The sequence below is a fragment of the Ochrobactrum teleogrylli genome (assembly GCF_006376685.1).
In the GTDB taxonomy this organism is placed as follows: Bacteria; Pseudomonadota; Alphaproteobacteria; order Rhizobiales; family Rhizobiaceae; genus Brucella; species Brucella teleogrylli.
This window is the reverse complement of the sequence record NZ_VEWL01000016.1, coordinates 45,396-71,914: the sequence shown is the minus strand read 5'-3', so window position 1 is coordinate 71,914 and position 26,519 is coordinate 45,396. Positions and strand designations below refer to the sequence as shown.

Below are 26,519 nucleotides of genomic sequence, written 5' to 3'. Positions count from 1 at the left end.
TGGGCACCGGCGCACAGAAAAGCGCTCTTTGCAGCCCGGCATCACGAATTTGCCGCTCAATCCTTGACGTGTCCGACATAGGGCAACTGCCGGAACGAATGGGCTACGTCCATGCCATAGCCGACGACAAAATAATCCGGGCATTCGAAGGCGACAAAATCAGCTTCCAGATCGACCTTGCGCCGCACGCTCTTGTCCAGCAGGACGGCAATGCTGACGCTGCGCGCGCCACGTTCCAGCATCAGTTCGCGGACGAATTTGAGCGTCTTGCCGGATTCCAGAATATCGTCGATCAGCAGCACATCGCGGTCACGCACTTCGCTGTCGATATCGCGCAGCAGGCGAACTTCCGTACTGGTCGTGCCCTTGCCATAACTGGACACCGTGATGAATTCGACATCCGGTTCCACGCCCGCATCATGCATGGCACGGATGAGGTCGGCTGCGAAAATGAACGAGCCCTTGAGAATGGAAATCGTCAGCAGATTGTGAAACTTGCGTTCGGCAATAGCCTTCGCCAGTTCAAGATTGCGACCGGCAATATCTTCCGGGCTGAATAGAATTTCTATCGTCTTGCCGCCGACTTCTGGCATTGCCGGTTCTCTCCTGATCGTTTGCTTTGCTCGTGGGCAACCGAAAGCCTTTTCAGGCTTTTCGGGATGCGCTTTCCTGCAGAAGGCACGCTCTATAGCACGGTTTGAAGAAAATGCACCCCGCCTGTCAACAAGCCCAGGCTTAGAGCCTGAAACAAAAAGCGGCATGTGTGTGCAAAATGGTGATTTTCGAGTACCGGAGCGGAGCGTACTATTGGTACGAGAGCACCGGAATGGAGAAAATTGCCATTTGCAGCCACACAGGGCGACTTTTGGAACAGGCTCTTATATCCATTCCCCGATGACAGGATTTGATATAGCGTGCCCGCATGCATCCGGACATTATCGAACTGCGCTCCTTTTACGACACGACACTTGGTCATTTGGCCGAGCGCGCCATACGCATGGCGATTGCCGGTCTTTGGGAACGTGTTCCGGGCGAACGGCTCATCGGCATGGGCTACAGCCTGCCCTATCTCGACCGGTTCAGCGCCGATACGGAACGCACTTTTGCCTTCATGCCAGCCGGACAGGGCGCGATCGCCTGGCCTTCGGCGGACAAATCCACCACGGCTTTGGTCTTCGATGAAGAACTGCCGCTGCCGGATTCCTCCATCGACCGCATCCTGATGGTCCATGCGTTGGAATATGCCGAAAGCGCACCGGAAACGCTGAAGGAAATGTGGCGCGTACTGGCGCCCAACGGGCGGCTGGTGATCGTTGTGCCCAACCGCCGTGGCGTCTGGGCCCGCTTCGAACATACGCCTTTCGGCAGCGGGCGGCCTTACAGCCGCGACCAGCTTTCCACCCTGCTGCGCGAAGCCAATTTCACGGTCAACACCGTCAGCGACGCCCTGCATTTCCCACCCGCCACGCGGCGCTGGATGATGCGGCCTTGTCTGGCAATCGAAGGTCTGGGGCGGCGGCTGTGGCCGCTTTTCTCAGGCGTGTTGGTGGTGGAAGCCCAGAAACGTCTCTATCAGGGTCTGCCGGTTGCGCAGCGCTCGTCGCGGCGTGTTTTCGTGCCGGTGCTTGGAACCCCGGTCAGCGGACTGCGCAAGGCCAAACAAGAGTCTGACGCCTAGAGCCCATCTGATTACATTAGATCGGCTCTACATATTTACTCTGACGCACATCTTGTCCGAAAACCGCTTCGCACTTTTCGGGATTTGCTCAACCCCCATAAAACAAGGTTTTTCTCGACTTCGCGCCCATGGCGGTTTATGTCGCATCGGGGCTCAAATCCCTTGAGCGTCCCATAAAGCAACACTGTTCTTTTGGCGGAGCCAAAATCATGACCGATCAGCAAAACCTTTCCCGTCCCCAGCCCAAGGCCGGCCTGCTCAACATCGCAGCCTACGTGCCCGGCAAGGAACATGTGGAAGGCGTTGCCAAGGTCTATAAGCTCTCCTCCAACGAGACCCCGATCGGCCCCAGCCCCCATGCGGTGGAGGCCTATCGATACGCGGGCGAAAAGCTGGAACTTTATCCCGACGGACAGGCGCTCGCGCTGCGTGAAGCCATTGCCGAAACGCAAGGGCTGAACATTGGCAATATCCTGTGCGGCAATGGTTCGGATGAGTTGTTGGGCCTGCTCTGCCAGACTTATCTTGCGCCGGGCGATGAAGCCATCATCACCGAGCATGGCTTTGCCGTTTACAAGATCCAGACGCTGGCAGCCGGTGCAACACCGGTAACCGTGAAGGAAAGCAATGCGCGCATCGACGTCGATGCCATTCTTGCTGGCATTACGCCGCGCACCAAGGTTGTCTTCATCGCCAATCCGGCCAATCCGACCGGCACCTATCTGCCTTTCGAAGAAGTGCGCCGTCTGCATGCGGGCCTACCGAAGCATGTCCTTCTCATCCTCGATGCTGCCTATGCCGAATATGTGCGCCGCAACGATTATGAGGCCGGTCTCGAACTCGTTTCGTCGAACGAGAATGTCGTGATGACCCGCACCTTCTCGAAGATCCACGGCCTTCCGGGTCTGCGGATCGGCTGGATGTATGCGCCCGCCCATGTGATCGACGCAGTCAATCGCATTCGCGGCCCGTTCAACATGAATTCGGCAGCGATTGCCGCCGGTGCGGCCGCCATTCGCGACCGCAACCATGTCGAAAAGTCGGTCGCCTATAACGACAAGTGGCTGTCCTGGCTGACGGATGAGTTCACCAAGCTCGGCCTGCGGGTGACGCCTTCGGTCACGAACTTCCTTCTGATCCATTTCCCCGAAGACGCCGCACACTCGGCAGACAAGGCGGATGAGTGGCTTTCCAAGCGCGGTTATATTCTGCGCCGTGTTGGCGGATACGGTTTCCCCAACGCGCTGCGCATGACCGTCGGACCGGAAGAAGCCAATCGCGGCGTAGTCGCCGCACTCACTGAGTTTTTAAAGTAAGATCAATGTCCACGATCCATTTTGATAAAATCGCGCTGATCGGTATCGGTCTCATCGGTTCGTCGCTGGCGCGCGTCATCCGTCGCGAAGGCCTTGCCAACCATATCGCAATTGCAACCCGCAGCGCCGAAACCCTGAAGCGCGCCGAGGAACTGAACCTCGGCGACAGCTACACCACCGACAGCGCCGAAGCGGTCAGGGAAGCCGATCTGGTGATCGTCTCGGTACCGGTCGGTTCGTCCGGCACCGTCGCAAAGCAGATCGCTGGCAGCCTGAAGCCGGGCGCCATCGTCACCGATGTCGGCTCGACGAAAGCTTCCGTCATTGCACAGATGCAGCCGGAACTGCCCGCCAATGTGCATTTCATTCCGGGCCACCCGCTAGCGGGAACGGAATATTCCGGCCCGGACGCAGGCTTTGCAGAGCTGTTCAACAATCGCTGGTGCATCCTCACGCCCCTTCCCGACACGGATGAAGCGGCGCTGGAAAAGCTTACGGCCTTCTGGACGGCCTGCGGTTCGCGGCTCGACCATATGGACCCGCAGCACCATGATCTGGTGCTGGCCATCGTCTCGCATCTGCCGCATATCATCGCCTACAACATCGTCGGCACCGCCAGCGATCTGGAGCAGGTGACAAAATCGGAAGTCATCAAATATTCCGCATCCGGTTTCCGTGACTTCACGCGTCTGGCGGCATCAGACCCGACCATGTGGCGTGACGTGTGCCTGCACAACAAGGACGCTATCCTTGAAATGCTGGGGCGCTTTTCGGAAGACCTAGCCTCGCTGCAACGCTCGATCCGCTGGGGCGACGGAGAGGCCTTGTTCGACCTCTTCACGCGCACGCGTGCGGTGCGCCGTGGCATTATCGATGCGGGTCAGGAAGTGGATGCGCCAGACTTTGGCCGTCAGGCTGCGACGCGCACCAACGAAAAGAAGTAAGGCAATAGATAGGGCAGTAAAAACATACTCCCCTATTCCCCTATTCCCCTAAAGCGCCGGTAACCGCCCAAGCGGAATGAACCCGGCATTGGCTCTGCCCTTGCGAACGGCAATCTCCAGCGTGGGATTGCCGTTTTCGTCTTTCGGCATGGCTGATAGCGCGAAGAGGATGGTGGCGATATTGCTGCCCTGCTCCGGAAAAACCGTCTGGCCAGCCTGCGCCAGCGATTGCGCATTGACGAGCGTCAGCTTCACATCGGCATTGATCAGCCCGTCGTCATCGACAGAGAATGGACCGGTCAGCGTCACCATCGCCCCATTGGGCATGGAGAGAAATGCCTGATGGATCGTGCCGCTATGGCCGCGCAGGCGCTGGCTGAAATCGGAAGAGCCCGACGCCAGCAGTGTGGCAGCATCGGCAATCTCGATATCGGCAACGCCGTCGATCTCGGGGCTCTTGGCATTGCCGATCACCGGGGCTGCAAGCTTCAGCCCGGCAAAGCGGCCTGCCAGTTTCAGCGCGCCATCGACGGCGCTCATGCTGAAATCCATCTGTTCCAGACTGCTGAGCGGCTCCGTCGTCGTGGTTTCCGTGCGGCGACCGACCACGATGTCGCGCGCTTCAAGCGCGATCTCGGTCGGGAACGGGCGGGCAAGCCGGGTGTTGGAGCTGAACCGGCTCCAGCTCACTTCAAGCGGTTGAAGACCCGGAAATTCGATAAAGGCAGGTCCTGTCAGATCATTGCTGAGCGAGCGCGGCGCATAGATCGGCGAGCCGGAGGTGAAACGCCCTGCGCGAAAGGCCATGCCGGCGCTGGGCTTCTGCCAGGAAATGCTGTCGCAGACCACATTGACACGAAGCGGATAGCCGCTTGTGCGCAGATCCTCGCAGCGCACGCCAATGCCCTGAGCGGACAGCTTTGCCATATCCGCGGTGGCGCGCGTTTGCAGGCGGTCGGCCACATAGAACCACCCGGCAGTGTAGGCAGCGACGAGAACGATCAGGAAAATGCCAAGCGCAATAGATCGCTTTCTGGACTTCCGTTGTTTCGTTCCAGCTTCCGTCCCGGGATGCACCATCGAAAAACCTTATGTCGGTCAGAGAGTTGAGCCTGAGAAGCAGCAGAGCCGCCAGCGACGCATCTTTCGATACAATGTTTTGCTCAACCTCACTCTTGGCCATATTATGGCAGGATTGAGTCTTGTGAAGTGTCGCTTCAGAAAAAACGAGGGATATCCATCAATTACCCATGGAAATCGGTCACAAGACGGCAAATATTATACCATCATGACACACCATATCGATGCAAAGCGGACGAGTGATTTCTGGGTTTTCGGCTACGGCTCGCTGATGTGGCGGCCCGGCTTCGCGCATGTGGAGACCGTTCGCGCCCGTCTGCACGGTTATCGTCGCAGCCTGTGCATCTATTCGCATTTTCATCGCGGCTCGCCCGACCACCCCGGACTGGTGCTTGGTCTCGACGCGGGCGGCTCCTGCCTTGGCATGGCGTTCCGCGTTCCGGGCGAGATGACCGACGAGGTTATGGTCTATCTGCGCGAACGCGAAATGTCGAACAATGTCTATCACGAGAAAAGGCTGCGACTGCGCCTCCACGACGGACGCGACGTTCAGGGACTGGTCTATGTGGCCGACCGCCGCCACGTGCAATATGCGGGCGCGCTCAAGGCCGAGGACGCGGCTGCGATTGTGGCATCCGCGCATGGCGAATCCGGCGCGAATATCGACTATGTCGCCAACACACTGAAACATCTGCGCGACATGCGGGTGCGCGATCACGCACTTGAGCATGTCGGCAATCTGATTGCCGCGAAATCACACCCGCCGCGTGATTTCGACTGATCAATCCCTGATTGCGAGAATGGACTTCGCCAGTCCGGCAATCTTCTCAAATTCGATCCGCCCATCCGGGAAGAGCTTACGCACCTGTCCCGTGGTCAAAAGCCGGATCGATTCCACATGAAAACGGGCATCGTCGGCGCTTTTCTGCCGCTCGAAAAAGCCGAGCCGCATCTTGGTCATCAGCCAGATGCGCACCGCCACCGGCAGCCACTGAAAACCGATAAAGCGGAAATGCGGCTCATAAGGGAACCAGTAATTGGGCGTCTGCATGTAATAGCGCTTGCCGAGCCTGCGGGTATTTTCCGCGAAGCGCGTGATGGCAGCCCAGTCGCCGACATGTTCGATGACCGAGTTTGAATGAACCACGTCGAAAATCCGCCCGGCAAAAAGCGCGGGATCGGTCGCGTCGCCAACCAGAAACGTGAAGGTTTCCGTGTCTTTCTCTTCCTGCTTTTCAGGATTGATCAGCGTGAAATGCAGGCGGTCACGGTTGGCTTCGATGAAGTCTTCGCCGATCAGCCAATATTTTTCCGACCCGCCGAGATCGAGGATTTCAACTTTTTCGCCTTCCGGCTTTTCGGCAAGCGCCGCCTCGATCAATTTGCGGATATGGGCGAACCGTTTGGCACGGAAGGAAAACTCGATGCTTTTGCGGTCCTTATAAGGATCGCGACTATTTTCTGAAATATCCATTGTCGTTTTATCCGTTCAGCCAAACACCGGTCAGCACTGTTAAGCTCACTTGCCATTTATTACAAAGCATAGCAACACCGATGGCATATCAGGGCATTGTCCGGCAGAGCAAAGAGAAGGTGCCAGAATAGTGCCTCCATTACGAAAATTGAGCCGGCAGCCTATCGGGCACTTGTCCTCAATCGAAGCAATCGCTACATCTCGGCCAATCGTCAAGGAGACAGACACTCATGATAGCATTGTTCCGCACCATTGATCTGGCGCTCGACATCTATACGTGGATCATCATCGCCAGCGCCATTTATTCGTGGCTCTATGCGTTCAATGTCGTCAATTCCGGCAATCGCTTCGTGGCCTCCGTCGGAGAGTTTCTCTACAAGGTAACCGAGCCGGTTCTGCGCCCGATCCGTAATCTCCTGCCCAATCTCGGCGGCATCGACATTTCGCCGATTGTCCTGTTGTTGATTATCTTCTTCATCCGCCAGTTCATGTGGACGACGCTGCTGCCGCTCTTCCTCTGACCGGCACAGCAAACACCAAAAACAAAAGCGCCCGATGGATCATCGGGCGCTTTTGTTTTGAACTCAACTCATGAAACAGGCGATTACTTGCCCTTGGCGCGTTCGATCGCTTCAACGATGAACTTGCGAGCGTAGTCTTCATCGCCCCAATCGCCGATCTTGACCCACTTGCCGGGTTCCAGATCCTTGTAATGCTCGAAGAAATGCGCGATCTGCTTCAGCGTGATTTCCGGCATATCGGTATAGTCGTGGATCTTCTCGTAACGGCGCGTCAGGTGCGGCGACGGAACGGCGATGATCTTTTCGTCCTTGCCGGAATTGTCTTCCATGACCAGAACGCCGATCGGGCGGACATTGATCACAGAACCCGGCACCAGCGGACGGGTGTTGCAGACGAGAACGTCGATCGGATCGCCGTCTTCCGAGAGCGTGTGCGGTACGAAACCGTAATTGCCCGGATAGGTCATCGGCGTGTAGAGAAAACGGTCAACGATCAGAGCCCCGGACTTCTTGTCCATCTCGTACTTGATCGGCTGGCCGCCGACCGGAACTTCGATGATGACGTTGACGTCTTCGGGAGGATTGGTTCCGATGGAAATGGCATCAATATTCATGATGGGTCCTTTCGTGTCGCGCTCTGATAACGGGTTTCATGTTTCCGTGCAAGAAAAACGAAAGTTCAATAAAACGCGACTAATTGTCGTTTAGCTCATGTACAGCCGGAAGGATGTCGGGCATTTAACTGCGCGGTGAAACACCCAGTTCCTTCAGGCGGTCCACAGCTGTCGGTGGCATCGGGGGTGGGTTGGGGTCGCGGCTTGCCGCAACCAGAAGCTCGTCGCAGGCCGTTTCGGTGCTTTCGATCAGGCGGCGCAGAAATTCTTCCTTTTCAAGCCCCGGCGGAATGGGCGGCAGGACGCGGCACCGAATGGTGCCCGGAAAGCGCAGAAACTTGCGGCGCGGCCAGTAAAGCCCGGCATTATGGGCAATCGGCAAGACCGGCAGGTTCAGCGCATCGTAAAGATGCACGATGCCGTATTTATATTGCGGCGGCGCACCGGGCGCGCGGCGGGTGCCTTCAGGATAGATCAGGATCTGACGCCCTTCGGCAATGGCCTTTTCCGCGCCCTTGGTGATCGAATGCAGCGCCTTGACGCGCGATCCGCGATCCACCGGGATCATCTCCATCTTGGCGACGTACCAGCCGAACAGCGGAATGCGCATCAATTCGCGCTTCAGGATCAGAACCGGATCATCCAGATAGGGCAGGAATGCATAGGTATCCCAGGCCGACTGGTGCTTGGGCGCGCAGATATAGGCGCCCTCTGGAATATTATCGAGACCTTCAATGACGAAATCCGTCCCGGCAATGATCTTCTGGAGCTTGAGATTGACCCGCGCCCACAGCTTCGGCACGATCCAGGCCTTCTTGCGCGGCAGCAGGAAATAGAACGGCGTATAGACGATCATCTGAACCAGCGTGCAGATGTAAAACGCCGCATTGAAGAGGATTGAACGCAGATAGAGAAGCATCGTGTCGGCGAATGTCCCGGCTAGAGCACGTCCCGTAGAGAGAGACACAATCTCGAAAAACTGTCAGACCTTCGCTTTCCGAAATCTCGGGCACTCGTATATCAGGAACTGCCCCGTTTTCCATACAGAAAACAGTGACCGATCGTCGGGAATTTGCTGTTTGTTACCGATTGATTTTCTGACCGGCGACGCCGTTCAGAATGTCGAAGCCGAAAATCTCCGACGTACCGACGCGCACGACCGCGCCCAGATATTTGACATATTCCACGAACAGCACGCGCAGCGTGTCACCCTCGGCAACCCAGCTTTGCCCGCGCCCCTCGGTGTTCACCACCGGATAGGGCACGAATTCCACGTCCTTCATCCGGTAGGACATTTCCAGAATGCTGCGCGGCATATGGTAATTGTTCGTCACGACGATCACCCGGTTATAACCGTTGTTGCGAATCCAGTGTTCGCTTTCCTCGGCATTGCCGATGGTGTTGCGTGCCGAACGGTCGAGATCGACACAGCAGTCGAACAGGCTCTGATCGGCATGGGTAGCGCGCTGTATCGATTTTTCATTCGTGGAAGGATGCACGCCGCTGATCAGCAGACGCTTGCCGCGTTTTTCCTGCAACAGATCGACCGCCGCCTGAATGCGGGACTGACCGCCGGTCAGGACCACGATGGCGTCGGCGGGTTCATCGATCACTGGCGGCGTCATGCTCGTCACCTTCTCACCGAAGACGACAAAGCCCACGAGAAAAGCCAGAAGCAGGCCAAAAAGTACGATGGAAATGGGTTGGAAACGTCTCAGCATGCGCATCATGACAGACCACAGGAATCTGGCTGGCGCAAGCAGCAAGGATGAAGGGGCAACAACAGGGGGGCTGCGTCGCCAGACCACGGCGCCCGCTCGCATCTCTTCCGCTGTTTGTCCCTTTGCCACCGCATCGTTACTCGCCCGGTATCCGCCGCCCAATGCGTGCGCGATTCGCCCGTTGTTCCTCTGGCTATCATACGCAGCATTGCGGCGATAACTCGGAAAACTACCAGGAATTTGCGAGCGGCGGAGCGTATTGGGCCAAAAGATCGTCATTCGGAGCGCACTCCCGGACCATCCATGGTTGCGAGCTGGCGGATAACCGTCAGGCGACTGGTCAGCATGGTCAGGACACTAACCAGTATGATGATGGCGGCGGCGCCCAGATAGCCGCTGCGACCGATGGCAAAATTGCCGAACATCGCCGCGGCCTGATCGCCTTCCGGCGTCGCCATATGGCGGGAAGCCCACCACGAAAAGATCAGGAAAACCAGCATGGCGGCGGCACCGCCGAACAACGCGCCTTTCAGCGCGGTGCGGAAGAAATGCCACTCGAATTCACGCGCCACGAATTTCGATTCCGCCCCGATGAAATGCAGAACCTCGATGATGTGGCTATTGCCGGACATTGCGCCGCGCGTGGCGAAAATGACGGTGAGAATGGTGGCTGCGATCACCAGCGAAAGAACTGCCGTGCCGACCAGAACCGTTGTCCGCGCCATCGACACCAGCCGGTCCACCCAAGTCCGGTGATCGTCGAAACTGGCTGCCGGTATGGCGCGGGTCAGTTCCGCGCGCATGGTGCCGAAATCTGGCGGCGCGCTTTCGTCAATGGTCACCACGACAAGGCGCGGCACCGGCAGTTCGTCAATGTTGAGGCCGCTGCCAAGCCAGGGTTCCAGCAGACGCGCCGTGGCATCCTTGTCGATGATGTTCGTCGCCTTCACGCCTGCAAAGCCGCGCGCGATATCGCTCGCCTGTTGCAAGGCCTTTTCAATATCCTGCCCTTCGACCGGACGGATCTGGATGGTCGCCTCGCGCGCAATCTGGCTCTGCCAGGCGGCAGCCGATGCGCGGACCAGCGAAACGCCGCCCATGGTCAGGCAGGCGAGAAAGGTCATGATCGCGATAACGGTCACCAAAGCCGTGCCGGTGACGCTGCCATCGGGCACGATGGGACTTGGTCCCTTGCGCTGTCGGCGTTTGCCGACCCGCACCAGAACCATGTCCTTCAGGTCTTCGAAACGAACCTTGAGGTCATCCAGAATTTTCTGCCAGCCGTTTAGGCGACCACTGCGGGGCTTATTCATAGATATCGAGCCGCCCATGTTCCAGAATCATGCGGCGCGCATTGACCTGATCCATCAGGGAAAGGTCGTGCGTCGCGATGATGACAGCGGTGCCCGAGCGATTAAGCTCCGTGAACAGGCGCAGCAGGCGCTTGGCGAGCGGCGGATCGACATTGCCGGTCGGCTCATCAGCCAACAGCAGTTCTGGCTGGTCGATCAGCGCGCGCGCAATCGCGGCGCGCTGCTTCTCACCACCGGACAGGACCGGCGGGAGAACGCCCATCCGGTCACCGAGGCCAACCCAGTGCAAAAGTTCCTCCACCTCATGCCGATAGGTGGCTTCTTCCTTGCCGCGCACCCGCAGCGGAAGCGCGACATTCTCATAAGTGGTCATGTGGTCGAGCAGACGGAAATCCTGAAACACAATGCCGATACGGCGGCGCAGCAGCGGCACCTGCTTATGGTCGAGACGCGCCACGTCGTTGCCGAACACGTTGATCAATCCGCGTGTCGGTTTCAGCGCCATGAAAAGCAGCCGCATGAGCGACGTCTTCCCGGCACCCGAAGGGCCGGTCAGAAACTGGAATGAACGCGGCGGTATGTGGAAACTGACATCCTTCAGGATTTCAGGTCCCATTCCATATCTCAGCCCGACATTCTCGAAACGTATCACCGGTCAGTTTCTCTTTGTTCTTCGCGCGCGCGAAGCCTTCACGCGTCGCACATCAATACTCGTTCGACCTTTACGCTCTATGGTTAATCTTGCGTTAAATCGGACCCGTTTCGGCCGTTAAAATATTCGCGAGCGAAGCATTAACCATTTTGCGGCAGCCTATGGGGCTGGAATGAGTGAGCAAACGCAAAGGAAGATGACTTCATGATGGCGAAGCGATCCCCCGCCGCAGACCATGCGCGCGCCCATGAGCGTGCCTCGACGTCTGCCGGTTGGCGTCACGCGCCCGCTGTCGAAGTCGAGGACGCCGAATTCGAAACTGTGCTGCCGGAACGTCGAAAGCCAGCCACGCCGCATGTGCTGCCGGGGTTCAGCCTTTTCCGCAAACAGCAACGCCCGGCGATTGCGACGGAAACCGCGAGCGGCCCCAGTGTTGCCTATTGGGTTCTGGTGGCCTTTTGCGCCACGACCGCCTTCTGGATGGCGGGCGGCTATACGATCATGACAGGCAAGTCGTCGGACGCCGTCGCCAGCGTATCGCCATCACTGCCGCTCGTTTCCGCGTTGAAAGTGACCGACATCACCAGCAATATCGCAGAGCGCGCCGAAGGCAATGTGCTGAATGTGGGTGCCAGCATCAGGAATGACAGCCACGAAACGCAGCCGCCACCGGCTCTGATCGTCAGCATCACCTATCGTGACGGACAAAAGCGTGAACGCCTGCTGGAACCGGTGCGCACAAGCATCGAACCCGGCAGAAACATCCGTTTCGAGACGATGCTGCCCGCCCTGCGCGGCACAATCGAGAAGGTCGATATCAGGATGGCGCGTCCGGCTTGAGCCCCGACGCGTGTTTCAAAAGCTGGATCGCTTACTGCCAGCAGCCGAGATTACGTCCCTTCAGATTGTGAGAATCGATCTCGACAATAAGCTTGGGATCCTGACGCAGCAGAACCATTGTGGTGCGCTGCTTGAGATCGATCTTCTGCCATCCCGCGCATTCGGTCGGTAGCGGCGTGGTGTCGATCTTGACCTTTTCCGTCCATGCGGTCGCCGTGCAGCCGGAAAGAGCGGAAACCAGCGGCACCGCCATGGCGATACCCCAAAAGATTCTCGATCCTCTGGTCTTAGGATGCATGTTCAAACCGCAAACTCCCTGTCTGCTCTACGACAGCCTTTGAAAATGGCTGTTCTTCGGTTACGGGCCTGCCCCGTGCCTACTCTTCGCTTATAACGCGCATGCAGCCCCCTTCGCAATAACCCGGCTATGGAAGTCAGCGGTCAAGCAACCCCGCAATTGCGTCATTCAGCCGACGACCGGTGACAACGCCCTCCGGGGCGCCATTGCTGCTCGCCCTTCGCTTCAGCCGTAGGGCACATGATTTACATTAATCAATTCAAGTGCTTATCAATCATATTAGCGAATAACAACAATATAATTGGGGTAATTTTCGATATTTACTTTTAAAATAGTTCTACGAAGCAAAGCATAGACGCCATTCTTTGTTTTCAACAATATTGCCGGAAGAATATGACAGGGATATAGTTTTGGATATCTGATTCGCATTCGGCCAGTTTCACTACACCAACCTTGGGGATTTCCATGTTGAATAAACTATCGGCTGAGTTTTTCGGAACTTTCTGGCTGGTTTTCGGCGGCTGCGGCAGCGCGGTGCTCGCTGCGGCTTTTCCTGAACTTGGCATCGGCTTCCTGGGCGTCGCCTTTGCTTTTGGTCTCACCGTCCTGACCATGGCTTTTGCTGTGGGCGGCATTTCTGGTGGCCACTTCAATCCAGCTGTTTCGCTCGGTCTCGTGATCGGCGGCAGGCTTCCGGCAAAGGATCTTATCCCCTACTGGATCGCACAGGTTCTGGGTGCCATTGTCGCAGCGGCAGTGCTCTATCTGATCGCTTCGGGGAAAAGCGGCTTCACGGCGGGCGGCTTCGCCTCCAACGGTTATGGCGAATTGTCGCCGGGCGGCTATAGCCTGACCTCGGCCCTGCTGATCGAAATCGTCCTGACGGCGTTCTTCATCATCATCATTCTGGGTTCGACATCGTCGATCGCACCGGCTGGCTTTGCCCCCATCGCCATCGGTCTCGGCCTGACGCTGATCCACCTGATCTCGATCCCGGTGACCAATACGTCGGTTAACCCGGCTCGCTCCACCGGCGTTGCGCTCTTTGCTGAAACGGCTGCACTCAGCCAGCTCTGGCTGTTCTGGGTTGCTCCGCTGATCGGTGCAGCGCTCGGCGCGATCATCTGGAAAGGCCTGCTTGGCAAGGATTGATCCGCCCTCCCGGATCGATTAGGCCGACGTCATGTCGGCCTTTTTTTTCGCCCTTTTTCTTGAAGTCCTTTCCGCTTCGGGAATTGCCGACACAATTGCCACCAAAAAGTGATTCCGATCATGGGAAGGATGCTGTAAGTAACCACAATCTTTCCTCGCGATGTTTTGAGCAATGTCTCCCTCAACCGATGCTTCTTCTGCTGATCGTTACGCAGCTTTTCGCCACTCATCTTTTAAAAAATACTGGGGCGCACGCTTTCTGAGCGCCTTTGCGGTGCAGATCGTCAGCGTTTCGGTCGGCTGGCAAATCTATGACCAGACCCGCGATGCCTTCAATCTGGGCATGGTGGGGCTAATGCAGTTTCTGCCTGCATTGCTGCTCGTTCTCGTAACCGGGGCCACGGCTGACCGTTTCGGCAGGCGCTTGATCATGGGCCTGTCACTGGTTCTGGAAGCTGTCGTCACAGGACTGCTGCTCTCGCTGACGCTTGCGGGCCTGTTCGAGCCAGCGACCGTATTTGCGAGCCTCCTGCTGTTCGGTATCGCCCGCGCTTTCCTCGGACCATCTTCGGCATCGCTGGTGGTAAACCTTGTTCCGACTGAAGATTTTGCCAATGCCGTGTCCTGGAATTCGTCGGCCTGGCAGGTCGCAACTATCGTTGGCCCCGTCGCGGGCGGCCTGCTCTACGGCATCTCGCCGGTCGCAGCCTACAGCATTGCCACGGTCTTTCTGATCGCGGCAGCGGTCCTCACCTTCTCGATACCAAAGCCGAAGCAGCATACGCTTGCAGAACAGCGTTCCCTGTCGAGCATGCTCGCCGGCTTCCGCTATATCTGGAAGGAAAAGATCGTGCTGGGCGCGATCTCGCTCGACCTTTTTGCGGTGCTGCTCGGCGGCACGGTGGCGCTGCTCCCGATCTATGCGCGCGATATTCTCGATCTTGGTCCGTGGGGGCTTGGCCTGTTGCGTTCCGCACCCGGCATTGGCGCGGTTTTGACCGCGATCTGGCTGGCCGGTCATCCGATCCGCGACCATGCAGGCCGGGTGATGTTCGTCTTCGTTGGGCTTTTCGGCCTGTTCAACATCATCTTTGGCGTTTCAACGCTGACGTGGCTTTCCGTCGTCGCACTGGCGCTGGCCGGTGCTGCCGATATGATCAGCGTCTACATCCGTGAAACGCTGATGCAGCTCTGGACGCCGGATCATGTGCGCGGACGCGTCAATGCCGTGAATATGGTTTTCGTCGGCGCGTCGAACGAATTGGGCGAATTCCGCGCAGGTCTGATGGCGGCGGCTCTGGGTGCGGTTCCGGCAGTGGTGATTGGCGGCGTCGGCTCCATCGCCGTCGCGATGATCTGGGCAGCCATGTTCCCGCAATTGCGCAAGGCCCGCCATCTGCAAGGCCGGACTTGATGATCAAAAGGGCGAGCTACGGCTCGCCTTTTCTATCTGTACCCGCGCCTGTAGGGCATTGCGGTCATCCTCGCGGATGCCGATAAGCTCGGCGATGCGCCATGTCACGTCCGCTTCCACTTCGCTGACATCGCCATCGGCATAGACCATTTCCCACATCAGACCCACGAAATCGAGCCGCGCATTATAGTCCAACTGACGCTTGAGAACGGATGTAAAGCTCGAAAAATCGATGGCCTCGCTATCGGCAGCCTCGGCGGCCTTGATGAGCTTCTTCAGCGCATCGCCCTTGAGGTTATATTTCAGCGACAGCATCGCGGCGAGCTTCTTGCGCTCGCTCTCGCGTGTTTCTCCGTCGACATCCATGATGTGAAACAAAAGGGCAGCGGCGGCAAGTTTCGGATCATCGTTGGAAATATTTCCCGTCCGGTCACGAAAACCGTTGCCGGGCAGTTCTTTCAAAAATTCCAACAGACGATCGAACATTCACCCTCGCGAGACACATTAACGCTCAAGCGTCTCACCTGGGAAACGCTGACCTGCATATTTGCGAACCTAACGGGGGAAATACGGCAGGCAACGCGACAAACCGTCATGAAAGACGGTTCGACGCAGAAGACGCCGCCAGCGTTGTTTTTCAGCAACGCTTTATGCAAGTGGAACTGGCTTAGAACAGCCGTAAACCACCCTGCACCTTGCGCGGTGTGCTGTTTTGATCCACACCCGGATCATCGACCACGAAATGACCGCGCTTGTCCTCTCCGTCTTCGACGTCATCGAACGAGGTTCCATCAAGCGGCGGTTGCGGAGTTTCATCGCGCTTCAGAACTGGCGCAGGCGGATCCGCTTTCACGGGCTCGGCGGCGGGCACAACCACTTCGGCCTCCACCACATCAAGCTGCGGCGCAGCTTTCGGAGGTGCGTCGCGAACCGGCGGCGTCACCACCACGGGCACTGCCGGTTTAACATCCGGGACAGGTCCTTTGATTTCCGGCTCTTCGGCCTCAACAACCGGCGCAAGTTCGACAACCGGGACTTTCCATTCAAAGCTGTTCAGCCTGCCGGTAACCGGCGAAACTGGCGACCAGCGCTCGGAAACATAACCATCGGCAGTCCAGGCCGGATCGCGTGGCGCCTTGAGCGCTCTCGCGAGCCACTGACGCACCTTGCCCTGATCGCCGGTTTCGGCTTCCTCGATATCGGCCAGCAGCAGATAGGCGCTTTCGGTCGGGCGTGCCCGCAACACCTGTTCGGCATTGTCGCGGGCTGCCTTGAAATCTCCAGCCTCATAGGCAGCGCGCGCCAGAACGAGACTGCCTTCCGCCGTGTTGGAACGCAACGACACCAGATGCCGTGCGCGTTTCAGACGATCCTGCGCCGTGTCGCCTGCGCGGGCATAGACATAAGCGGAAGCGATATCGGGATGCGGGGAACGCTTCCATGCCGCCTCCAGAATCCTGGAACCCTTGCGCACATCACCATCGGTGAACAGCGCCTGCGCAGCCACGACAGCGGCAGGCACCAGATCGGGCGCAAGCTTGTTTGCCTCCAGCGCAATAGTCTTGGCATGGGCGTGATCGACATTCAGCGTTGCCATGGCCTTGGCGGTCAACAACGCTGCGCGTTCCTTCTTCACTGTATCCTTGCTGTGCGCCAGCGCCTGCTTGCGCGCCTCGACCAGTTTCAATGCGCCATCCCAATCGCCATCGGCGCAGAACTGGCCCATCATTGCCGATGACGCCCATTCGAGCTGCGGCGCCTGCTTGGCAGCTTCCGAAGCATAATGACGGGACGCCTCGATTGCGCCGACGCGCTGCGCTTCGATATAAAGCCCGCGCAGGCCCAAAAGCTTGGTTTCGGGGTCTTCCAGCATCGCCTCGAAGCCCTTGCGGGCATCGTCCGTGCGACCTTCAAGCATCGCCGTCTGCGCTTCCAGAAGTTTGATGAGCGGCTCCTGATCGGAATTCAGCAGCTTGCCCGCCTGCTTGGTCATGCGGCGCGCAGCTTCCGCATCGCCCGCACCGGCAGCGATCAGACCAGTCGAAAGCGACTGATATCCACGGTCGCGCTTGCGGGCGCGAAAATGGCGGCGCAGCGTGTAGGGCGACTGGATGATGCTTTTCACCAGCCACCACAAAAGCAGGATCGCCGCCACGATAGCCACAATACCGGCGACTGCCGTAATCAGCGGCACATTATAATGGTTGCCTGCAAAAACGACATCCAGCTCGCCCGGACGGTCAGCCAGCCAGGCAAAGCCGAAACCAAGGGCCACAACGATCAGCAGATAGAATAAAACACGCAGCATCGGCCCGCCCCCTTAATTGCCCGCCGGTGCCGCGGCACCCGCTTCTGCCGGTGCTTTCGGCTTGAGGCTGTCAGCAACCAGACGCTGGATCAGCGCGTCGGCGTCGCGCCGCACTTTCATCTGGTTCGCAAATTCTCCGGACACCGCTTTCGCATCGGCAGGGAGTTTTTCCCATTCACCGATGGCGCGCTCCAGATCGCCAGCATGAAGCGCTGCTTCCATGCGCGCGGTCGTCGGACCGACACCTTCGCCTTCCACATTGCCCGCGACGGGCCGAACACTCACCAGCCCCTTGGCGCTGGCAACGAGTTGATCCCAAACGCCCGCATCGGCGGGCAGCTTGTTTTCGGTGGCGACAATACGATTGGCGACGGGACCAAACCAGGCATTGAGGTCCGCCACGGTCGGCACGCCCGTATTGGCAAAGGCCTTGAGGCCCTCGACCGAACTATCCTGTGGTGCCAGCGACGCATAGGTTTCAAGCTCGGATTTGAACGAACCGCCGCGATCGATGGCCGTTTTCAGCGCATTGGCGGCAATCAGCGCTGTTGCATCCGGCTGGCGGGCGGCTTCGCCGACCGTTGCCTGCAAGGAGGTCAGCTTCGATTCCAGCGAAGAAATCGTGCCGGTATTACCGGAAACACCGGCTGCAGCCTGATCCGCCTGATTCTGGGCCGCCGACAATTTCGATTCCAGCGCGTCGAGGCGCCCGGTCAGCGCTTCAATGTCACCCGAAGCAGCGCCTGCACTCCCCTGCGGCAATGTCTCGACCTGCTGCTGCAATTGCGTCAGCGTGCCTGCGACCGCTTCAGCCTTGATTTCGGCGGCCTGAACATTCTTCTGCAAATCGGCAAATTGCGTGCGGCTCGCAGCATCAAGCGGTGCGGGCGTCGGGTTGGTGCGCAGTTCTGAGATCTGCTGCTCCATCGCGGCCAGTTGCTCGGCGGTCACGCGCGCGCCGGGCGACGGAATGACATTGCCCCATTGCAGCGCAAACATGCCACCAAGCGCGATGACGCCACCGGCAATACCCGCCAGAAGATGCGACGCGCCGGTGCTTTGCTTCGGGCTGGAGTTGCCGACGGGCGGCACGGTTGAAGACGCGCCCGGCTTTTCCGTTTCCGGTTTTACACCAGCGGTGAAGGGCGGCCTTGCGGCATTTGCAGCCGGTTTCGGCTCGGCTTTCGTTTCAGCGGGCCTGGCGGTCGTTGCCTGAGCAAAGTTCCCGACCGGTTCGGCGGGCGGTGTCGTCCTGGCTCCCGCTTGTTCGTCGACACGCTTTACATCAGACGGATCGAGATTGATCGTCACGGGATTGCGGGCCGGTTTGGAATGTCGCGGGGTGCCGGATTTCGCCATGGGTCCTCTCGTAATCGTCGATTGCCTGCCGGTAACTCGGTGTGACTCTAACAGATAAAATCTTCTGTCGCAGGAAGGTTGCGTCTAAAAGAATCAAAGTTTGGGAAACAGTCGGAAAAGTCCTGTCTCATCCGGCTGTTCCGCCACCAGCGCATGTCTCTGCCAGTTCGATGGCAGTTTTTCGGCCACGCGCGTCGATATGCACAAAAAACGGGTCTTATCGTTAAAAGGCGGGTCGATCCTGTCCATTGCCGCCGCGAATGCTTCCGCAGCAACGCCGGAATAAAGCATCACCGCCGCAAGCGGCTGCGGGCCTAACAAGCGCTCAAGTTCGCTGCGGGAATAGTCGATGGTTTCGATATCATAGACATCACACACCGTCATATCGAGACCGGCTACCGACACGCGCTCTTCAAACACCGGCTGGCGCACCCGCCCGGCCAGATACAAAACACGCGCACCTTGTGGCAAAGCTTTGCGCATGGTTTCCGCAAGGCGCACCGCATCACCGCCGCCATCAATAACGTCGGTGAAGCCCGCTTCGCGCGCGGCGCGCGCCGTACCCTCGCCGACGGCGAAGAGCGGCATATCGCGGTGCGGCAAAGCATGCCCCGCATGCCGAAAAGCATTGGCGCTTGTGACGGTCAATGCATCAAACCGGGCATCGGGAACCGAGAAGCCCAGCGGCACAGTGCGGCTGAGCGGCAAAAGCACCGGCTCGAAACCGGCGTCAGTGAGCTTGGCGGCAGTCTGCAATGCTGCCGGTTCCGGTCTTGTCACCAGAACCCGCTTGATCGCGGTCGCTGTGCCTAGCCCGGTCAAGGTCAATCCCAGTCGGTGAAGAAATGCGGGCCAGCCGCCGCGCGAACCTGCCTTGCAGCCTCGACACCGAGCGCCGCCGCTTCTGGTGCTGTGCCGTCGAGCGTCACTTCATGCGCCTTTGTGCCATCGGGCGTCAGGATCATGCCGTGGAACTGCACCTTGTCGCCGTCCACCGTGGCAAGACCAGCAATCGGCGTGCGGCAGGAACCGTCCAGCGCACCCAGAAAAGCGCGTTCACAAGCCAGCGCAACCTGCGTGTCGCGATGCGCCAGCGGCGCCAGTAGCGCATCGATGCGGGCATCGCCGATGCGGCTTTCAATGCCGATGGCGCCCTGTCCCGGCGCTGGCGGGAAGGTCAGCGGATCCACCAGTTCGGTGATTGCCGCATCAAGCCCCAGCCGCTTCAGGCCAGCGCAGGCCAGAAAAGTGCCGTCCACTTCGCCCGCTTCAAGTTTTCGCAGGCGGGTATCGACATTGCCGCGATACATCACCACCTGAATGTCCGGGCGCAGACGCCGGATCAGCGCCTGACGGCGCAGCGACGACGAACCGACGACAGCACCCTGTGGCAAATCGATGAACCGTTTGGCCGTGCGACCAATGAAGGCATCGCGCGGGTCTTCGCGTTCGAGAAAGACGGAAAGATGCAGTCCTTCAGGCAGAACAGTCGGCATATCCTTGGACGAATGCACGGCGATATCGATTCGCCCGTCCTTCAGCGCCTGTTCGATTTCCTCTGTGAACAGCCCCTTGCCGCCGACTTCCGACAGCGGTCGGTCCTGAATGCGGTCGCCCGCCGTGGACATGGGCAGGATTTCAATCGCCTTTTCCGGCAGACCATGCGCCTCCATCAGGCGGCGACGCGTCTCGTAAGCCTGGGCCAGAGCCAGCTTGCTACCGCGCGTGCCAATCTTCAAGGATGGTGTTTGCATATCGCGTCGTCCATGGTACCGGGTTGCTTGACGTATCAGAAATATGAGACTGGCAGGGTCTAACCGCAAATGCGCATTCTTGGAATAGAAACCAGTTGCGACGAAACAGCCGCCGCTATCGTTGAACGCAACGATAAGGGCGAAGGCCGTATTTTGTCCAATGTGGTTCTGAGCCAGATCGCCGAACATGAGCCTTATGGCGGTGTTGTGCCGGAAATTGCCGCGCGCGCCCATGTCGAGGCGCTTGACCGGCTGGTCGAACGCGCCTTGCAGGATGCGGATATGCAACTCGACGAGGTGGATGCCGTGGCGGCCACCGCCGGTCCCGGCCTCATCGGCGGGCTGATCGTCGGCCTGATGACGGCAAAGGCGCTCGCTATGGCCGCGCAAAAGCCGTTCTATGCTGTGAACCATCTGGAAGGCCACGCTTTGACGGCGCGGCTGACCGACAAGCTCGAATTTCCCTATCTGCTGCTGCTGGTTTCCGGCGGTCACACGCAGATGGTGCTGGTGCGCGGGCTCAATGATTATGAGCGTCTCGGTACCACGATAGACGACGCGCTGGGCGAAGCCTTCGACAAGACGGCAAAGCTTCTGGGCCTGCCTTATCCCGGCGGCCCGGCGGTTGAGCGCACGGCGCTTCAGGGGGATCCGAAACGCTTTGCCCTGCCCCGCCCGCTGAAAGGCGAAGCGCGGCTCGATTTTTCCTTCTCCGGTCTCAAGACCGCCGTGCGCCAGACGGCAGCCGAGCTGGTGCCGCTTAGCGATCAGGATGTTGCGGATATTTGCGCCTCGTTTCAGGCAGCCGTGGCAGACACGCTGTCAGACCGGGTCGGGCGTTCGCTTGAACGGTTCAAGACAGAGTTTCCCGACTGTGCAACGCCTTCGCTGGTGGTTGCGGGCGGCGTCGCCGCCAACAAGACCCTGCGGGCGTCGCTGGAACAGCTTTGCGCCAAACACGGCTTCAGCTTCATCGCGCCGCCGCTCAATCTCTGCACCGACAATGCGGCCATGATCGCCTGGGCCGGGGCAGAACATGCCGCGACCAAGGCTCCGGATTCGCTTGCCATCGCACCGCGCTCGCGCTGGCCGCTCGATGAAAAATCCGCGCCGCTGATCGGCACGGGACGGCGTGGAGCCAAGGCATGAGCGCTCACACGAAGATCGCCGTTCTCGGTGGCGGTGCATGGGGCACGGCGCTTGCCGCCATGGCGGCGACCAGCGGCCACGAAGCATGGCTCTTTGCCCGCGATGCGGAAACTGTCGCAGCCATCAACAATGATCGGCGCAATCCGCGCTATCTGGGTGACATCGAACTGCCCGCTGGCATCCACGCCAGCGCCAGCGCTTCGGAGGTTGTAACCGGCGCTGACGCCGTCCTGGCCGTGATCCCGGCACAGGCCATGCGCGCAGGCCTTTCCGAACTGAACAACCTCATCCCGCAATCCGCGCCCGTCGTTTTGTGCGCAAAGGGCATCGAGCGCGGCACCGGACGCCTGATGTCGGAAGTGGTGGCGGAAGTTTTGCCGAACCACCGCCTCGCCGCCCTATCCGGCCCAAGCTTTGCCACCGATGTTGCGCGTGGCCTGCCAACGGCAGTAACGGTTGCCTGCGAGGACGCCGACACCGCTGACCAGCTGGCTGCACTTCTTTCTGGCCCTGCTTTCCGCTGCTATTCGACCACCGATCTCAAAGGTGTCGAGATCGGAGGTGCGTTGAAAAACGTTCTGGCGATTGCGGCGGGTGCCGCCGTCGGGCGCGGTTATGGTGCCAGCGCGCAGGCTGCACTGGTGACGCGCGGTTTTGCCGAACTGCGCCGCATCGGTCAGGCCATGGGCGCAAAGCCGGAAACCATCATGGGACTTTCCGGCCTCGGCGATCTGATGCTGACATGCTCATCCTCGCAATCGCGCAATTATTCCTACGGCCTCGCACTTGGACGCGGCGAAGACCTGACCAACCGGCCTCTGGCCGAAGGTGTCGCGACCGCGCCGATTGCTGCGGAACTGTGCGACAAGCACGGCATTTCCGCGCCCATCATCGATGCGGTTGGCGCTTTGCTCAGCGGAAAGATCACCATCGACGAGGCTGTAACCAACCTTATCAACCGACCACTCAAGACCGAAGACTAGAGGACCAGACGATGCTTTTTGCACTTCTTTGCAACGACAAGCCCGACCATCTGCAGGTGCGCCTCGATACGCGCCCGACGCATCTCGAATACCTTACGAGCCTTGGCGATGTGCTGAAGTTTGCCGGTCCTTTCCTTGGCGAAGATGGCAAGCCAAATGGCAGCCTTCTCGTTGTCGAAGCCGAAGACAAGGCCGCAGCAGCAGCCATCGGCGCCAACGATCCCTATGCGAAGGCTGGTCTGTTTCAGGACGTGACCGTGCGCCCGTGGAACTGGTCGTTCAAAAATCCCGCCAACGCCTGAGTCGCTTACCGAGGAACGCACAATGGCTTACTGGCTGTTCAAATCCGAACCGTTCAAATGGTCATGGGAAATGCAAAAGGCCCGTGGTGAAAAAGGCGAGCAATGGGATGGCGTGCGCAATTATCTGGCGCGCAACAACATGCGCGCCATGAAACTCGGTGACAAAGGCTTCTTCTACCATTCCAATGAAGGGCTGGAAGTGGTCGGTATTGTCGAGGTTTGCGCGCTTTCGCACCCTGACAGCACCACCGACGACCCGCGCTGGGATTGCGTGGACATCAAGGCTGTTCGCGATGTGCCGAAGCCGGTCACCCTGAAGGATGTCAAGGCGAACCCGAAGCTTGAGAATATGGCGCTTGTCACCTCCATGCGCTTGTCCGTTCAGCCGGTGACGGAAGATGAATGGATTGAGGTTTGCCGCATGGGCGGCCTCGACGCCAAAGATATCTGATGCTCGATCCGGCGGAAACCAGCACGCGCAGCTTCATTCTGGCCAATACCGGCCTGCAAGCACCGCCGCATGTGCCGGAAATCCGCCTGCATCTGGCTGACGAAGCGCACGACCTCTGGCACAAGACAGAGGAAGAACTGGCCACAATCGGCCTGCCGCCGCCCTTCTGGGCCTTTGCCTGGGCGGGCGGTCAGGGCGTGGCGCGCTATATTCTCGACCATCCGGAAGCCGTGCGTGGCAAGACTGTGCTGGATTTTGCATCCGGCTCCGGTCTTGTCGCCATCGCGGCCATGAAAGCGGGCGCGAAAAGCGTCGTCGCTTCGGATATTGATCCCTTCGCGCTTCCCGCAATTGATATCAACGCCAAGGCCAATGGCGTTGCAGTGACGGCCAGCCTTGACGATCTCATCGGCGCCGATCACGGCTGGGATGTGGTTCTGGCGGGCGATGTCTTCTATGAAAAGCCGCTGGCCGACCGGCTTATTCCATGGTTCGCAAAATTGGCGGAACGCGGCGCTCAAATCATCGTTGGCGATCCGGGCCGCGCCTATTTGCCCAAGGATCGGCTGGAGCAGCTTGCGGTCTATACGGTGCCCGTGACGCGTGCGCTGGAAGATTCCGAAGTCAAGCGCACGACCGTCTGGGCATTCATTTAGACCCGCTTAAGCGAAGCGTTTCGCTCCCGCGACGCACAGCACGACGATGCCCGCTGTCGCGACCATGCCCATGCTGACGGGCTCTCCCGCAATGCCTGCCGCCAGCATCAGGCCGAAAAACGGTTGCAGAAGCTGAAGCTGACCGACCGTCGCAGCCCCGCCCTGCGCCAGCCCGCGATACCAGAAGAAAAACCCGATCAGCATCGAAAACAGCGACACATAAACCAGCCCGCCCCATGCCATCGCGCCAATGCCTGTCCATGTTTCAGGACGCATGAGAATGGTCAGCGGCAGCATGATCGGCAGCGAGAAGACCAGCGCCCAGCAAATGACCTGCCAACCGCCAAGCCTGCGCGACAGACTAGCACCCTCCGCATAGCCAAGCCCGCAGACAATGATGGCGCCCAGCATCAGCACATCCCCGAGCAGCGTGGACTGGCTGCCCTGCCCGTAAGCATAGGACGCGACAATAGCCCCACCCACGATCGAAAACAGCCAGAACAGCGGACGCGGCCGCTCGCCGCCGCGCAGCACAGCGAACACTGCCGTCGAAAGCGGCAGCAGGCCGATAAAGACAATCGCGTGCGCCGAGGTCATATGTTGGAGCGCAATACCCGTGAGCAGCGGAAAGCCGACCACCACGCCCAGCGCCACCACGATCAGGGAAATGACATCGCTTTTGCGCGGAAACGGTTCGCGAAATGCCAGCAGCAGCGCCATGCCCAACAGCCCGGCAATCGACGCGCGCGCCATGGTCAGGAAGGTCGGATCGATATCGATCACGGCAAGACGTGTCGCAGGCAGCGAGCCGGAGAAAATCAGCACGCCCAGAAACCCATTCATCCAACCGGCGGTCTTGTTGCCAATACCGTTGTTCCCAACATTCTCACGCATGTGTCTTTTCAGCTTTCAGCAAAATCGTTTATGAATTTCGCGGACAATGCCGCGAACTTGCCGAAATAATCAGAGACAGTTACCGGACAATTCTGGCAAACTGTACTGATACGAAAGAGAGTACAGATGATATCGACGGGCCTGTTGCGCAGCCTGGAAGCCGTGGAAGCCGCCTATGCGGGCGTCGATAGCGCGCGCGGTGATGAAAATGGCATGGCTGAAAAAACCTCGCTCGTCGAAAAAGTCATGTCCATTATTCGCGGACGCATTGCGGCCATGAGCCTTGCGCCCGGCGCCCGCCTGCCGTCGATCCGCCGCCTTGCCGAAACCATGGACGTCTCCAAATCCACCGTGGTTGAAGCCTATGACCGGCTGGTGGCAGAAGGCATCATCCACTCGCGCCGTGGTGCTGGCTTCTATGTGTCAGAGCGAGCGCGCCAGCCGTTTTCGCTGGCCACCACCACGCCGCACAAGGACCGGCAGATCGACCCGTTCTGGGTCATGCGCCAATCGCTGGAAACCGAAGGCAAGACATTGAAGCCCGGCTGCGGCTGGCTGCCGGATGAATGGCTGCCGCTGGAAGGCATCCGCCGTGCGCTGCGCGCCATTGCCCGCGACGAGCGCAGCGATCTCGCCACCTATGGCGAACCACTCGGTTTCCGCCCGTTGCGCAGCCATCTCGCGCACCGGTTGGCGGAACAGGGCATGGATATTTCCGGCGGCGAGATATTGCTGACCGATTCCGGCACGCAGGCCATTGATCTCATCTGCCGCTTTCTGCTCCAGCCGGGCGACACCGTGCTGGTGGACGATCCGTGCTATTTCAACTTTCAGGCCGTGCTGCTGACCCACCGGGTCAAGCTGATCGGCGTGCCCTATACGCATAGCGGCCCGGACCTCGACGCCTTCGCCAAGGCTGCCACCGAACACGCCCCGAAACTCTATATTTCCAATGCGGGCCTGCAAAATCCGACCGGCGGCGTCATGTCGCCCGCAACCGCGCATCGTCTTCTGAAGCTCGCGGAAGCACACGGCATCATTCTCGTCGAGGACAATATTTTCGGCGATTTCCATCCGTCGCCAGCACCGCTGCTGGCGGAACTCGACGGGTTCGAGCGCGTGCTGCACATTGGCAGTTTTTCCAAAACACTCTCGGCTGCGGCGCGTGTCGGCTATATTGCCGGGCGCAGTGACTGGATCGATGGCCTGACCGATCTGAAGCTCGCCACAACCTTTGGCGGCAATTCAATTTCGGCGCAAATCGTCCATGCGCTTTTGACCGACGGCACCTATCGCCGCCACATCGAAGGCATGCGCGCCAAGCTTGCCGATGCCATGACGCTGACCGCCAAGCGCCTGAAAGCCGCAGGGCTGGAACTCTGGGCCGAACCGCAAGGCGGCATGTTTCTCTGGGCGCGCTTGCCCGACGGCATGGATTCCGGCACCATTGCAAGGCACGCGCTGGACAAGGGTGTCGTTATGGCGCCCGGCGATGTATTCAGCCCGTCACGCACGGCAAGCGCCTATCTGCGCTTCAACGTGGCGCAATCGACAGACCCCGCTGTTTTCACGGTTCTGCAAGAAGCGATGAAAATGACAGGTTGCTAAACCCAACCACGACATTAGCCTTCCCGCGTCGAAAACAA

29 protein-coding genes are annotated in these 26,519 nt (G+C 59.1%); 14 read left to right on the top strand and 15 right to left on the bottom strand.

The genetic code is table 11. From position 1 onward, the window contains the following. Positions 1-56: 56 nt before the first annotated feature. On the bottom strand, positions 57-593 hold the full coding sequence (gene hpt / locus FIC94_RS19765; protein ID WP_124915119.1) for a hypoxanthine phosphoribosyltransferase: 537 nt from the start codon (positions 591-593) through the stop codon (positions 57-59). Between the two features lie 329 nt (positions 594-922). Between hpt and FIC94_RS19760 the strand changes: the two genes are divergently transcribed. The 3 genes from FIC94_RS19760 to FIC94_RS19750 all read left to right on the top strand — a co-directional run bounded on the left by FIC94_RS19760 (position 923) and on the right by FIC94_RS19750 (position 3,938). Continuing rightward, positions 923-1,678 carry a methyltransferase domain-containing protein gene (locus FIC94_RS19760; protein ID WP_109369907.1) on the top strand — a complete coding sequence of 252 codons (756 nt, stop codon included), beginning with the start codon at positions 923-925 and terminating at the stop codon, positions 1,676-1,678. Between the two features lie 209 nt (positions 1,679-1,887). Further along, a complete protein-coding gene (gene hisC / locus FIC94_RS19755; RefSeq protein ID WP_140026135.1) occupies positions 1,888-2,994 on the top strand; it encodes a histidinol-phosphate transaminase in 1,107 nt (368 codons plus the stop codon). A 5-nt stretch (positions 2,995-2,999) separates the two neighbouring features. Continuing rightward, entirely contained in the window at positions 3,000-3,938 is a 939-nt protein-coding gene (locus FIC94_RS19750; RefSeq protein WP_140026134.1) for a prephenate/arogenate dehydrogenase family protein, read from the top strand. A 48-nt stretch (positions 3,939-3,986) separates the two neighbouring features. Here FIC94_RS19750 and FIC94_RS19745 read toward each other — a convergent pair whose 3' ends face one another. Then, positions 3,987-5,018 (bottom strand): DUF2125 domain-containing protein, encoded by a 1,032-nt coding sequence (locus FIC94_RS19745; RefSeq protein ID WP_140026133.1) that lies wholly within the window; start codon positions 5,016-5,018, stop codon positions 3,987-3,989. A gap of 208 nt (positions 5,019-5,226) precedes the next feature. Between FIC94_RS19745 and FIC94_RS19740 the strand changes: the two genes are divergently transcribed. After that, positions 5,227-5,799, top strand: a complete 573-nt coding sequence (locus FIC94_RS19740) for a gamma-glutamylcyclotransferase (RefSeq protein WP_140026132.1) — start codon at positions 5,227-5,229, stop codon at positions 5,797-5,799. Here the strand turns inward: FIC94_RS19740 and FIC94_RS19735 are convergent, their stop codons facing one another. After that, positions 5,800-6,492: a class I SAM-dependent methyltransferase gene (locus FIC94_RS19735; protein WP_140026131.1), complete on the bottom strand. Its 693-nt coding sequence runs from the start codon at positions 6,490-6,492 to the stop codon at positions 5,800-5,802. Between the two features lie 230 nt (positions 6,493-6,722). Here FIC94_RS19735 and FIC94_RS19730 point away from each other — a divergent pair, with 230 nt between their 5' ends. Then, complete coding sequence (locus FIC94_RS19730) at positions 6,723-7,013, top strand: YggT family protein (protein ID WP_109369913.1); 291 nt, start codon at positions 6,723-6,725, stop codon at positions 7,011-7,013. An 83-nt stretch (positions 7,014-7,096) separates the two neighbouring features. Here the strand turns inward: FIC94_RS19730 and ppa are convergent, their stop codons facing one another. The 5 genes from ppa to ftsE form a co-directional block, all read right to left on the bottom strand. Further along, on the bottom strand, positions 7,097-7,627 hold the full coding sequence (ppa, locus tag FIC94_RS19725) for an inorganic diphosphatase (protein ID WP_078337519.1): 531 nt from the start codon (positions 7,625-7,627) through the stop codon (positions 7,097-7,099). A 124-nt stretch (positions 7,628-7,751) separates the two neighbouring features. After that, complete coding sequence (locus tag FIC94_RS19720) at positions 7,752-8,546, bottom strand: lysophospholipid acyltransferase family protein (RefSeq protein ID WP_140026130.1); 795 nt, start codon at positions 8,544-8,546, stop codon at positions 7,752-7,754. 163 nt (positions 8,547-8,709) lie between these two features. Further along, complete coding sequence (locus tag FIC94_RS19715; RefSeq protein WP_121536732.1) at positions 8,710-9,627, bottom strand: YdcF family protein; 918 nt, start codon at positions 9,625-9,627, stop codon at positions 8,710-8,712. Beyond that, entirely contained in the window at positions 9,624-10,661 is a 1,038-nt protein-coding gene (locus FIC94_RS19710; protein WP_109369916.1) for a cell division protein FtsX, read from the bottom strand. The genes FIC94_RS19715 and FIC94_RS19710 overlap by 4 nt, the downstream gene beginning before the upstream one ends. Then, complete coding sequence (gene ftsE, locus FIC94_RS19705) at positions 10,654-11,277, bottom strand: cell division ATP-binding protein FtsE (protein ID WP_210261380.1); 624 nt, start codon at positions 11,275-11,277, stop codon at positions 10,654-10,656. The genes FIC94_RS19710 and ftsE overlap by 8 nt, the downstream gene beginning before the upstream one ends. 240 nt (positions 11,278-11,517) lie before the next feature. On the opposite strand from ftsE, the gene FIC94_RS19700 reads away from it, so the two are divergent. Next, positions 11,518-12,153: a hypothetical protein gene (locus FIC94_RS19700; RefSeq protein ID WP_140026129.1), complete on the top strand. Its 636-nt coding sequence runs from the start codon at positions 11,518-11,520 to the stop codon at positions 12,151-12,153. 31 nt (positions 12,154-12,184) lie between these two features. Here FIC94_RS19700 and FIC94_RS19695 read toward each other — a convergent pair whose 3' ends face one another. Next, entirely contained in the window at positions 12,185-12,451 is a 267-nt protein-coding gene (locus FIC94_RS19695; protein WP_109369919.1) for a hypothetical protein, read from the bottom strand. 465 nt (positions 12,452-12,916) lie between these two features. Here FIC94_RS19695 and aqpZ point away from each other — a divergent pair, with 465 nt between their 5' ends. Then, complete coding sequence (aqpZ, locus tag FIC94_RS19690; RefSeq protein ID WP_109369920.1) at positions 12,917-13,603, top strand: aquaporin Z; 687 nt, start codon at positions 12,917-12,919, stop codon at positions 13,601-13,603. A gap of 172 nt (positions 13,604-13,775) precedes the next feature. Continuing rightward, positions 13,776-15,017 (top strand): MFS transporter, encoded by a 1,242-nt coding sequence (locus tag FIC94_RS19685; RefSeq protein ID WP_109369921.1) that lies wholly within the window; start codon positions 13,776-13,778, stop codon positions 15,015-15,017. A 3-nt stretch (positions 15,018-15,020) separates the two neighbouring features. On the opposite strand, the gene FIC94_RS19680 is transcribed toward FIC94_RS19685, so the two are convergent. The 5 genes from FIC94_RS19680 to hemC form a co-directional block, all read right to left on the bottom strand. Next, complete coding sequence (locus FIC94_RS19680; protein ID WP_109369922.1) at positions 15,021-15,503, bottom strand: tellurite resistance TerB family protein; 483 nt, start codon at positions 15,501-15,503, stop codon at positions 15,021-15,023. 181 nt (positions 15,504-15,684) lie between these two features. Beyond that, positions 15,685-17,325, bottom strand: coding sequence for a heme biosynthesis protein HemY (locus FIC94_RS19675; protein ID WP_140026128.1), 1,641 nt, complete (start codon positions 17,323-17,325; stop codon positions 15,685-15,687). Between the two features lie 12 nt (positions 17,326-17,337). Continuing rightward, positions 17,338-18,684 carry a mitofilin family membrane protein gene (locus tag FIC94_RS19670; protein WP_140026127.1) on the bottom strand — a complete coding sequence of 449 codons (1,347 nt, stop codon included), beginning with the start codon at positions 18,682-18,684 and terminating at the stop codon, positions 17,338-17,340. 93 nt (positions 18,685-18,777) lie between these two features. Then, entirely contained in the window at positions 18,778-19,479 is a 702-nt protein-coding gene (locus FIC94_RS19665; protein ID WP_140026144.1) for a uroporphyrinogen-III synthase, read from the bottom strand. 29 nt (positions 19,480-19,508) lie between these two features. Beyond that, a complete protein-coding gene (gene hemC, locus FIC94_RS19660; RefSeq protein ID WP_140026126.1) occupies positions 19,509-20,438 on the bottom strand; it encodes a hydroxymethylbilane synthase in 930 nt (309 codons plus the stop codon). A 69-nt stretch (positions 20,439-20,507) separates the two neighbouring features. On the opposite strand from hemC, the gene tsaD reads away from it, so the two are divergent. The 5 genes from tsaD to FIC94_RS19635 are packed head-to-tail and all read left to right on the top strand — an operon-like array spanning position 20,508 to position 23,979. Beyond that, positions 20,508-21,587 carry a tRNA (adenosine(37)-N6)-threonylcarbamoyltransferase complex transferase subunit TsaD gene (gene tsaD, locus FIC94_RS19655; RefSeq protein WP_140026125.1) on the top strand — a complete coding sequence of 360 codons (1,080 nt, stop codon included), beginning with the start codon at positions 20,508-20,510 and terminating at the stop codon, positions 21,585-21,587. Continuing rightward, positions 21,584-22,570, top strand: a complete 987-nt coding sequence (locus tag FIC94_RS19650) for an NAD(P)H-dependent glycerol-3-phosphate dehydrogenase (protein WP_140026124.1) — start codon at positions 21,584-21,586, stop codon at positions 22,568-22,570. The genes tsaD and FIC94_RS19650 overlap by 4 nt, the downstream gene beginning before the upstream one ends. An 11-nt stretch (positions 22,571-22,581) precedes the next feature. Further along, the gene (locus FIC94_RS19645) at positions 22,582-22,872 is read left to right on the top strand and encodes a YciI-like protein (RefSeq protein WP_109369929.1); all 291 of its coding nucleotides are present in this window, start codon (positions 22,582-22,584) and stop codon (positions 22,870-22,872) included. 22 nt (positions 22,873-22,894) lie between these two features. Beyond that, a complete protein-coding gene (locus FIC94_RS19640) occupies positions 22,895-23,323 on the top strand; it encodes an EVE domain-containing protein (RefSeq protein ID WP_109369930.1) in 429 nt (142 codons plus the stop codon). Next, positions 23,323-23,979, top strand: coding sequence for a class I SAM-dependent methyltransferase (locus FIC94_RS19635; protein ID WP_140026123.1), 657 nt, complete (start codon positions 23,323-23,325; stop codon positions 23,977-23,979). The genes FIC94_RS19640 and FIC94_RS19635 overlap by 1 nt, the downstream gene beginning before the upstream one ends. 6 nt (positions 23,980-23,985) lie before the next feature. Here the strand turns inward: FIC94_RS19635 and FIC94_RS19630 are convergent, their stop codons facing one another. Then, positions 23,986-24,873, bottom strand: a complete 888-nt coding sequence (locus FIC94_RS19630; protein WP_121536752.1) for a DMT family transporter — start codon at positions 24,871-24,873, stop codon at positions 23,986-23,988. A gap of 126 nt (positions 24,874-24,999) precedes the next feature. Between FIC94_RS19630 and FIC94_RS19625 the strand changes: the two genes are divergently transcribed. Then, the gene (locus FIC94_RS19625) at positions 25,000-26,481 is read left to right on the top strand and encodes an aminotransferase-like domain-containing protein (RefSeq protein ID WP_140026122.1); all 1,482 of its coding nucleotides are present in this window, start codon (positions 25,000-25,002) and stop codon (positions 26,479-26,481) included. The last annotated feature ends 38 nt before the right edge of the window (positions 26,482-26,519 follow it).

Coding starts and splice junctions, on each gene's coding strand:
- ftsE (WP_210261380.1), bottom strand. CDS start 11,277: ATGGGACCTGAAATCCTGAAGGATGTCAGTTTCCACATACCGCCGCGT.
- hisC (WP_140026135.1), top strand. CDS start 1,888: ATGACCGATCAGCAAAACCTTTCCCGTCCCCAGCCCAAGGCCGGCCTG.
- FIC94_RS19640 (WP_109369930.1), top strand. CDS start 22,895: ATGGCTTACTGGCTGTTCAAATCCGAACCGTTCAAATGGTCATGGGAA.
- FIC94_RS19760 (WP_109369907.1), top strand. CDS start 923: ATGCATCCGGACATTATCGAACTGCGCTCCTTTTACGACACGACACTT.
- FIC94_RS19745 (WP_140026133.1), bottom strand. CDS start 5,018: ATGGTGCATCCCGGGACGGAAGCTGGAACGAAACAACGGAAGTCCAGA.
- FIC94_RS19730 (WP_109369913.1), top strand. CDS start 6,723: ATGATAGCATTGTTCCGCACCATTGATCTGGCGCTCGACATCTATACG.
- FIC94_RS19650 (WP_140026124.1), top strand. CDS start 21,584: ATGAGCGCTCACACGAAGATCGCCGTTCTCGGTGGCGGTGCATGGGGC.
- FIC94_RS19695 (WP_109369919.1), bottom strand. CDS start 12,451: ATGCATCCTAAGACCAGAGGATCGAGAATCTTTTGGGGTATCGCCATG.
- FIC94_RS19635 (WP_140026123.1), top strand. CDS start 23,323: ATGCTCGATCCGGCGGAAACCAGCACGCGCAGCTTCATTCTGGCCAAT.
- FIC94_RS19625 (WP_140026122.1), top strand. CDS start 25,000: ATGATATCGACGGGCCTGTTGCGCAGCCTGGAAGCCGTGGAAGCCGCC.
- FIC94_RS19720 (WP_140026130.1), bottom strand. CDS start 8,546: ATGCTTCTCTATCTGCGTTCAATCCTCTTCAATGCGGCGTTTTACATC.
- FIC94_RS19630 (WP_121536752.1), bottom strand. CDS start 24,873: ATGCGTGAGAATGTTGGGAACAACGGTATTGGCAACAAGACCGCCGGT.
- FIC94_RS19710 (WP_109369916.1), bottom strand. CDS start 10,661: ATGAATAAGCCCCGCAGTGGTCGCCTAAACGGCTGGCAGAAAATTCTG.
- FIC94_RS19700 (WP_140026129.1), top strand. CDS start 11,518: ATGATGGCGAAGCGATCCCCCGCCGCAGACCATGCGCGCGCCCATGAG.
- FIC94_RS19685 (WP_109369921.1), top strand. CDS start 13,776: ATGTCTCCCTCAACCGATGCTTCTTCTGCTGATCGTTACGCAGCTTTT.
- hemC (WP_140026126.1), bottom strand. CDS start 20,438: ATGCAAACACCATCCTTGAAGATTGGCACGCGCGGTAGCAAGCTGGCT.
- FIC94_RS19645 (WP_109369929.1), top strand. CDS start 22,582: ATGCTTTTTGCACTTCTTTGCAACGACAAGCCCGACCATCTGCAGGTG.
- FIC94_RS19675 (WP_140026128.1), bottom strand. CDS start 17,325: ATGCTGCGTGTTTTATTCTATCTGCTGATCGTTGTGGCCCTTGGTTTC.
- FIC94_RS19750 (WP_140026134.1), top strand. CDS start 3,000: ATGTCCACGATCCATTTTGATAAAATCGCGCTGATCGGTATCGGTCTC.
- FIC94_RS19740 (WP_140026132.1), top strand. CDS start 5,227: ATGACACACCATATCGATGCAAAGCGGACGAGTGATTTCTGGGTTTTC.
- FIC94_RS19715 (WP_121536732.1), bottom strand. CDS start 9,627: ATGACGATCTTTTGGCCCAATACGCTCCGCCGCTCGCAAATTCCTGGT.
- FIC94_RS19735 (WP_140026131.1), bottom strand. CDS start 6,492: ATGGATATTTCAGAAAATAGTCGCGATCCTTATAAGGACCGCAAAAGC.
- ppa (WP_078337519.1), bottom strand. CDS start 7,627: ATGAATATTGATGCCATTTCCATCGGAACCAATCCTCCCGAAGACGTC.
- aqpZ (WP_109369920.1), top strand. CDS start 12,917: ATGTTGAATAAACTATCGGCTGAGTTTTTCGGAACTTTCTGGCTGGTT.
- hpt (WP_124915119.1), bottom strand. CDS start 593: ATGCCAGAAGTCGGCGGCAAGACGATAGAAATTCTATTCAGCCCGGAA.
- tsaD (WP_140026125.1), top strand. CDS start 20,508: ATGCGCATTCTTGGAATAGAAACCAGTTGCGACGAAACAGCCGCCGCT.
- FIC94_RS19670 (WP_140026127.1), bottom strand. CDS start 18,684: ATGGCGAAATCCGGCACCCCGCGACATTCCAAACCGGCCCGCAATCCC.
- FIC94_RS19680 (WP_109369922.1), bottom strand. CDS start 15,503: ATGTTCGATCGTCTGTTGGAATTTTTGAAAGAACTGCCCGGCAACGGT.